The 6,098-nt window shown below is 57.4% G+C and carries 7 protein-coding genes; 4 read left to right on the top strand and 3 right to left on the bottom strand.

All coding sequences use genetic code 11. The features are described 5' to 3' along the window. From JI62_RS10285 to JI62_RS10275, 3 genes are all read right to left on the bottom strand, one after another. Nucleotides 1–353: CoA transferase subunit A (locus JI62_RS10285; protein WP_276206565.1), on the bottom strand; the 353-nt coding region annotated here is incomplete at its 3' end. 174 nt (nt 354–527) lie between these two features. Continuing rightward, complete coding sequence (locus JI62_RS10280) at nt 528–1,856, bottom strand: class-II fumarase/aspartase family protein (RefSeq protein ID WP_088700072.1); 1,329 nt, start codon at nt 1,854–1,856, stop codon at nt 528–530. A gap of 210 nt (nt 1,857–2,066) precedes the next feature. After that, on the bottom strand, nt 2,067–2,732 hold the full coding sequence (locus JI62_RS10275; RefSeq protein ID WP_088700071.1) for a TetR/AcrR family transcriptional regulator: 666 nt from the start codon (nt 2,730–2,732) through the stop codon (nt 2,067–2,069). Between the two features lie 169 nt (nt 2,733–2,901). Between JI62_RS10275 and JI62_RS10270 the strand changes: the two genes are divergently transcribed. From JI62_RS10270 to JI62_RS10255, 4 genes are all read left to right on the top strand, one after another. Continuing rightward, nucleotides 2,902–3,942, top strand: a complete 1,041-nt coding sequence (locus JI62_RS10270; protein ID WP_205737507.1) for a DctP family TRAP transporter solute-binding subunit — start codon at nt 2,902–2,904, stop codon at nt 3,940–3,942. An 89-nt stretch (nt 3,943–4,031) separates the two neighbouring features. After that, nucleotides 4,032–4,529 (top strand): TRAP transporter small permease, encoded by a 498-nt coding sequence (locus tag JI62_RS10265; protein WP_088700070.1) that lies wholly within the window; start codon nt 4,032–4,034, stop codon nt 4,527–4,529. Continuing rightward, entirely contained in the window at nt 4,526–5,791 is a 1,266-nt protein-coding gene (locus JI62_RS10260) for a TRAP transporter large permease (RefSeq protein ID WP_170938531.1), read from the top strand. The genes JI62_RS10265 and JI62_RS10260 overlap by 4 nt, the downstream gene beginning before the upstream one ends. A 28-nt stretch (nt 5,792–5,819) precedes the next feature. Next, a partial coding sequence (locus JI62_RS10255; protein WP_141101302.1) for a sugar phosphate isomerase/epimerase family protein occupies nt 5,820–6,098 on the top strand: 279 nt, incomplete at its 3' end.

Raw genomic sequence — 6,098 nt, 5'->3', positions numbered from 1 at the left:
AGCCCGGCGCCCCCCGCCTCAAAGGCGCAGGCCATGGCGGCGTGGCTATGCTCAAGAATCTCGATCTTATTCGGCCAGCCTTTCTCAACCGCATCGCGCAGGCGGTGCAGCGAGCCCACGCCGGGGTTGCCACCCCAGGAGAAAATCACCTTTTTAGCGCAGCCCGCGCCAATCATCTGATCGTAGATGATATCGGGGGTCATGCGGATCAGCGTCAGGTCGCGCTTTTTCTGACGGATCACTTCGTGACCAGCGGCAAACGGAATCAGGTGGGTAAAACCTTCCATGGCCACGGTGGCGCCGTCTTCGACGTAGCGCGCTACCGCGTCATGCAAGCTGAGAAACTCGGCCATGATGGGTGCCTCTTAGCGGTTAGCAAAATGTTCGTTAAGCGAACATAGATCCTCTATACGAACAATCTACTGCTGAACGCTAATGGGGTCAAACCCATCGGCGCTCAACTAATTACCCTGCTGAACCCATCCACCACGCCAAACCTAAACGTAACGCTTTGTTTTTAAATACGCTTATTGCGCTGCTAGCCATTTTTTGGCACGAGTGACCTGGGCGGCGCTGCTACCAAGGTATAAAGCGGGGTCGCAGGCATTGCGCAGCGACTCGGGGTCTACGACCCCTTTCACATCAGGATGCTCGGCAAGCACCTCTGAATAGGGGCGTGCTGCCTGGCGTGAGGTTTCTGCCGCTTCTGCGCTGACCGCTTTGGCTCTCTCCACACCTAGCGTAGGCGCCAGCAAACGTGCCACTGGCTCGGCCATAATGCCGCCGCCAGTGGCCGCTAGGTTACGCTGCATTTTTTCGGGATAGACCTCCAACCCTTCCAGCAGCACGGCCACTTGCTCTAGCGCACCTTCTACCAGCAGAGCGCTCTCCATCAACGGCGCCCACTCCGCATGCCACTCGCCCAAGCCACGCTCAAGGGGCTGAGCGGCAGCATTGATCAACACGCTGGTATGGCCATGTACTTGCCGCGCGGCGCCGCGGATCAGCGCGCTGCGTACCGGGTTACGCTTATGGGGCATGGAGGAGGACTCCCCCATCCCCGGTGCCGAGGGCTCCGAGGCTTCGCCGACTTCGGTTTGGGTGAGCAGCGAAACATCCAGAGCGATTTTTTCAGCGGCCCCGGCAACGGCATCAAACGCCGTGCCGAGGGCATGGATCGGGTAGCGGTCGGTATGCCAGGGCAGTACCGGCACCGCCAAGCCTAACCGCTCGGCCAATGCATCCATCCACTCAAGCCCGAGGTTATCCCAACCCGAGTGCACGCCCACCGCACCACCAAACTGAACGGGTAGCTCAATAGCGCTTAAACGGCGGCGCGTTTGCTCCAGTCCAATTGCCCAGTGAGCCACCTTGACCCCAAAGGTGATTGGCAGTGCCTGCTGCATCAGGGTGCGTCCCACCATGGGCGTGTCGATATGAGTCTCCATAAGTGCTGTAGCGGCCGAGCGGCAGCGCAGCAGCAAATTATCCAGCGCCGCTAAGCGCGGTTTAAGCAGCAGCATCAGCGCAGAGTCGACCACGTCCTGGCTTGTTGCACCCTGGTGCCAGTAGCGCTTGAGCTCATCGGCGAGCAGCGCACGGCTCTGTTTAACGAAGGGAATCGCCACATTGCCTCCGCTGGCGATGCCCTCAGAGATCTCAGCGACATTAACGTTGGCGCGCTCAAGCTGCTCACGCATTTGCTGGCTAACCCCGGCAGGCACGGCTCCGCTGGCTTCTTGAACCTCGGCCAGGGCCAACTCGAAGGCCAACATGGCACCCACCATGGCGTCATCGTCACTCTCAGCGACGGCTCGCTGGCTCATAAAGGGGTGTTTTAAAAATGCAGAGGGCATGGCGGTAGGCTTCCTATTTAACGCTGTCCAGCGCCTCAAAATAGCTTATAAGCAGGGCCCAGGACAAAATTGTACATATGTTCGCTCTTCGAACGTACGCTAAGAACCATACGCTAACTAGGTAGGCGTGAACTCACAAGCGTCGCCCTGCTTAGGAAGGCAAGCTTGCGAATCAACATGAACTGATGTTGCTCACCATTAAACGGTCGCCTAGTTGGGACGCACGTAACGCATCACCATATCGGTAACATGATCTTCTAATTTTTGCTGATTCTCTGGCGCAGCTTGGTGCCAATCAAAAATCCGCGAAAAGGTGTGCTGATTTGAGACATTGAAAAACGACAGGGCGCTAATCAGCCAGTGCAGCTCCCGAGGATCCAGGCCTTCGCGAAAACAACCCTCCTCTACACCGCGGCTATAGACGTTGGTGAGTACATCAATCACTCCAGCATTGAGTGATTGAATCAACTCTGACTGCGCCAAAAAGCGGCCATGATGAATATTTTCGATCATTACCAGGCGAATAAAGTCAGGGTTTTTGGCGTGATGACAAAAGGTAAACCGCACCAGCCGACTAAGCGCTTCAAGCGGGGCCAGGTGGTCAAGATCCAGCTCAGCCTCCTGCAGGCGCACTTTCTGGTAGGCGGCTTCCAGGGTGTGCAGGTAGAGCGTCTCTTTATCATTAAAGTAGTAGTAAATCATCCGCTTGGAGGCGCGGGTTTTCTCGGCGATCTCATCGATCCGGGCTCCAGAGAGGCCTTTTTCTGAGAATTCGCGGGTAGCCACCGCAAGAATATCGGCGCGCACAGATTCGGGGTTATTTTTACGCCGACGCCGCGCGGCAGGGGGGCTGGCCTTAGTCGAAGGGGCTGTCATAGAGCGTGCCTTTTATTGTCATGGTCATCTTTTGTCTAGTATGCCACAGCTTGACTGAACGTACCATTTCGTACATTGTTGATTATGACAGGATGAAAAGGCCAGGCACGCCATGTCTATAAGGCTTTTTCAAACCCCATGACAACGGCCCGATAAGAGGACAACAACAATGTCTCCAGTGTTTTCAGTAAAACAAATATCCATGAAGCGCACGCTGACGGCAGCCGTCGCTGCCGCTACTCTCATTGCCGCAGCAAATGCTTCCGCCCAGACGTTACGCTTCGCCCACGTTGACCCAGATGACTGGACTACTTCGAAAAAAGGCGCAGCTGGTCAGGTGTTTAAAAACCTGGTGGAAGCCGAAACTGACCTCACCGTAGAGGTCTATCCCGCTGGAGCGCTAGGTGGTGAAACCGAGCTGATTGAAGGCGCCCAGGATGGCACCATCAGCATTGCGATGGTCTCCGGCGCCTACGCCAATTTTTGCCCGGCGGTCGCCGTAACGGATATCCCTTACACCTTCCCGTCAGCGCCAGTGGCGTGGCAAGTGATGGACGGCGAGTTTGGTACAGCACTAGCCGAGCATTGCTTGCAACAGACTGGCCTCCGCACACTGGCTTACGGCGAAACGGGCTTCCGCCACTTCACCAACTCCGTGCGCCCCATCAACTCGCCTGAGGATATGCAGGGGCTTAAGTTCCGCGTGCAGACTATTCCGCTCTACCTGGAAATGGTCAGTGCTTTAGGTGGAGAGCCTCAGGGCATCGCCTGGGGTGAAGTACCCACAGCCCTTGCCACCGGCGTCGTCGATGGCCAGGAGAATCCCATCTCGGTGATCTACGGCAATAACTTCTATGAGTTTCAGGATTACTTGACCCTGGATCGCCACGTTTACGGCGTTGACCACTTGCTGATCAACGATGAGATATTCCAGTCGCTTAGCGAAGAGGAGCAAGCGGCGGTGAAGCGCGCCGCTGTTGTTGCCGGTACCACCGGTCGTGCCATTCAGCAGTTCAACTCGGCAGAGGGGATCACCAAACTTGAAGCAGAGGGTATGGAGATCACCCAGCCCACCGCTGAGCAGATGGAGGCCTTCCGCGCAGCAGCCCAACCGCCGGTTCAGGCGTACCTGACCGAAGAGCTTGGCGATGACGCGGAGTGGATTGAGCGTCTCTCTTCCGCTGTGGAAGAGGCTTCCGCACGCTTCTAAACCCCGCCTGATCAAAGCGCTTTTGCGAGTGGGCCTTCGGTGGCCCACTCGCGACCCTGCATGCCTGACTATCGATTGAAGGTGCTCCTATGTCTCGTCTTCTTGCCCGGATACATCGCGGCCTGATCCTGTTCAATGGCAGCTTGGCAGGGCTTGCCATGGTGCTGATTTTTCTGCTGGTCGCAGGCAATGCCTTTGCGCGCTACACCTTTGGCGGCTCCATCACCTGGGGGGAAGATACCGCCATCTACCTGATGATTTACGGCCTGATGTTTGGCATGTCCTGGGCGTACCTACAGGACAAACACATCGGCTTTGACCTTATTCGACGCCTGCTGCCGCCACGCTGGGTGCGCTGGCAGGCCGTGGTTGTTGACTTGGTGGTGCTCGTGGTGGGCATTGGCTTGATGGTATCAGCCGTTGAGTTTATCTCCGCACGGGGTGGCCGCACCTCATCAAGCACCGGCATGCCGATGTGGCTGTTTCAAGCCTCTATGCTCATCGGTGGCGGGCTGCTCTGTCTCTCTGCACTGGTGATGGGTGCGCTGCGCCTATGTGATCAGCGTGGTGAGGAGGCTTCATCATGATTTTTATACTACTTTTAGCCCTTGTGCTGCTTGGCGTGCCGTTTGCCTTTGCCATCCTCGGTTCGCTGACGGTGCTGATGAGCACCGGCGATTTGCCCTACCACATCCGAATCGTCTCGCAGCAGTTTTTCGGCGGGATGGAGTCCTTCCCGCTACTGGCGATCCCACTGTTCATTCTGGCCGGCGAGCTGATGAACGAAGCGGGCATCACGCACCGGATTATTAACCTGGCCACCGCCATTGTCGGCCGTCTTAAAGCCGGGTTAGCGCACGTGAATATCTGGGCCTCGGTGATTTTTGCCGGTCTTTCCGGTTCAGCGATTGCTGACACCTCCGCGCTAGGGCGGGTCTTCATTCCATCAATGGAAAAAGAGGGCTACCCACGCGATTTTGCCGCTGCGCTTACCGCTGCCTCTTCGGTGATTGGCCCGATTATTCCACCCAGTATTCCGGTGATTATCTACGCACTGACGGTGTCGGGTGTCTCGGTACCGGGGCTGTTTTTAGCCGGTATTGTGCCGGGCTTTTTGCTGGCATTGGGGCTCTCCGTCTACGTCTACTTTTTTGCCGGTGACCTTGGCGCCACCCAGTCAAAACAGCAGTCGCGCCGCCACGCCCTTCTCCACGGCCTGCTGCCTGCGCTCATGCCAGTGTTTGTGGTCGGGGCGATTCTTGCCGGTATCGTCACGCCCACCGAGGCGGCGGCCTTTGCAGTGGTCTACGCGCTGATTCTGGGCGTGGTGCTCTACCGCAATATCAAACTGGTGAATCTGCCCGGTATCTTCGCCCGCGCCATGCGCGACAGCGCGGTGATTATGGTCATCATGGGCGCCGTTGCCGCAGCCAACTGGGTATTAACGTTCGAACGCGTGCCCAACATGCTCACCGAGTGGGCGCTGATGAGTATCGATACCCAGTGGACTTTCCTGATTGCCGTGATTCTGCTCCTGCTGGTGGTGGGACTGTTTTTAGAGGGTATAGCGGCCATCTTGGTGCTCGTGCCTATCCTCCACCCCATCGCCATGGCGCTGGGTATCGACCCACTGCATTTCGGCATCGTGGTGATCTTCAACCTGATGATGGGGCTGATCACACCGCCCATGGGGCTCTGCCTGTTTGTCGCCGACTCTGTCTCCGGCGTGGGAATGGGGCCAATTATCCGCCGCATTCTGCCGATGCTGGGCGTGCAGTTTTTGATTCTGCTGCTGATTACCTTCGTACCAGCGCTGGTCACCTTCCTGCCGCGCCTGGCGGGCTACTGATGTTACTCAATGTAAGGAGCGTGATGCCATGTACTCATCCATTGCCACGGTTTGCCTAAGCGGCTCCCTGGAAGAGAAGGTAGACGCCATTGCTCAGGCAGGCTTTGAGGGGCTTGAGCTGTTTGAAAACGACTTAACCGCCTTCACCGGCACCCCGCGAGAAGCGGGTGAGCTGATCCGCTCCCGCGGCCTTAAGCTGGTCACGCTGCAGCCGTTTCGCGATTTTGAAGGTCTGCAGGGCCGCGCACGTGAGCGGGCGTTTGATCGCGCCGAGCACAAGTTTGATCTGATGGAGGAGCTGGGCACG

The sequence above is a fragment of the Halomonas campaniensis genome, assembly GCF_002211105.1.
GTDB classification, from domain to species: domain Bacteria; phylum Pseudomonadota; class Gammaproteobacteria; order Pseudomonadales; family Halomonadaceae; genus Vreelandella; species Vreelandella campaniensis_A.
The sequence above is the reverse complement of the archived record's forward strand: the minus strand, read 5'-3'. Positions and strand labels throughout refer to the sequence as shown.

Coding starts and splice junctions, on each gene's coding strand:
- JI62_RS10265 (WP_088700070.1), top strand. CDS start 4,032: ATGTCTCGTCTTCTTGCCCGGATACATCGCGGCCTGATCCTGTTCAAT.
- JI62_RS10280 (WP_088700072.1), bottom strand. CDS start 1,856: ATGCCCTCTGCATTTTTAAAACACCCCTTTATGAGCCAGCGAGCCGTC.
- JI62_RS10275 (WP_088700071.1), bottom strand. CDS start 2,732: ATGACAGCCCCTTCGACTAAGGCCAGCCCCCCTGCCGCGCGGCGTCGG.
- JI62_RS10260 (WP_170938531.1), top strand. CDS start 4,526: ATGATTTTTATACTACTTTTAGCCCTTGTGCTGCTTGGCGTGCCGTTT.
- JI62_RS10270 (WP_205737507.1), top strand. CDS start 2,902: ATGTCTCCAGTGTTTTCAGTAAAACAAATATCCATGAAGCGCACGCTG.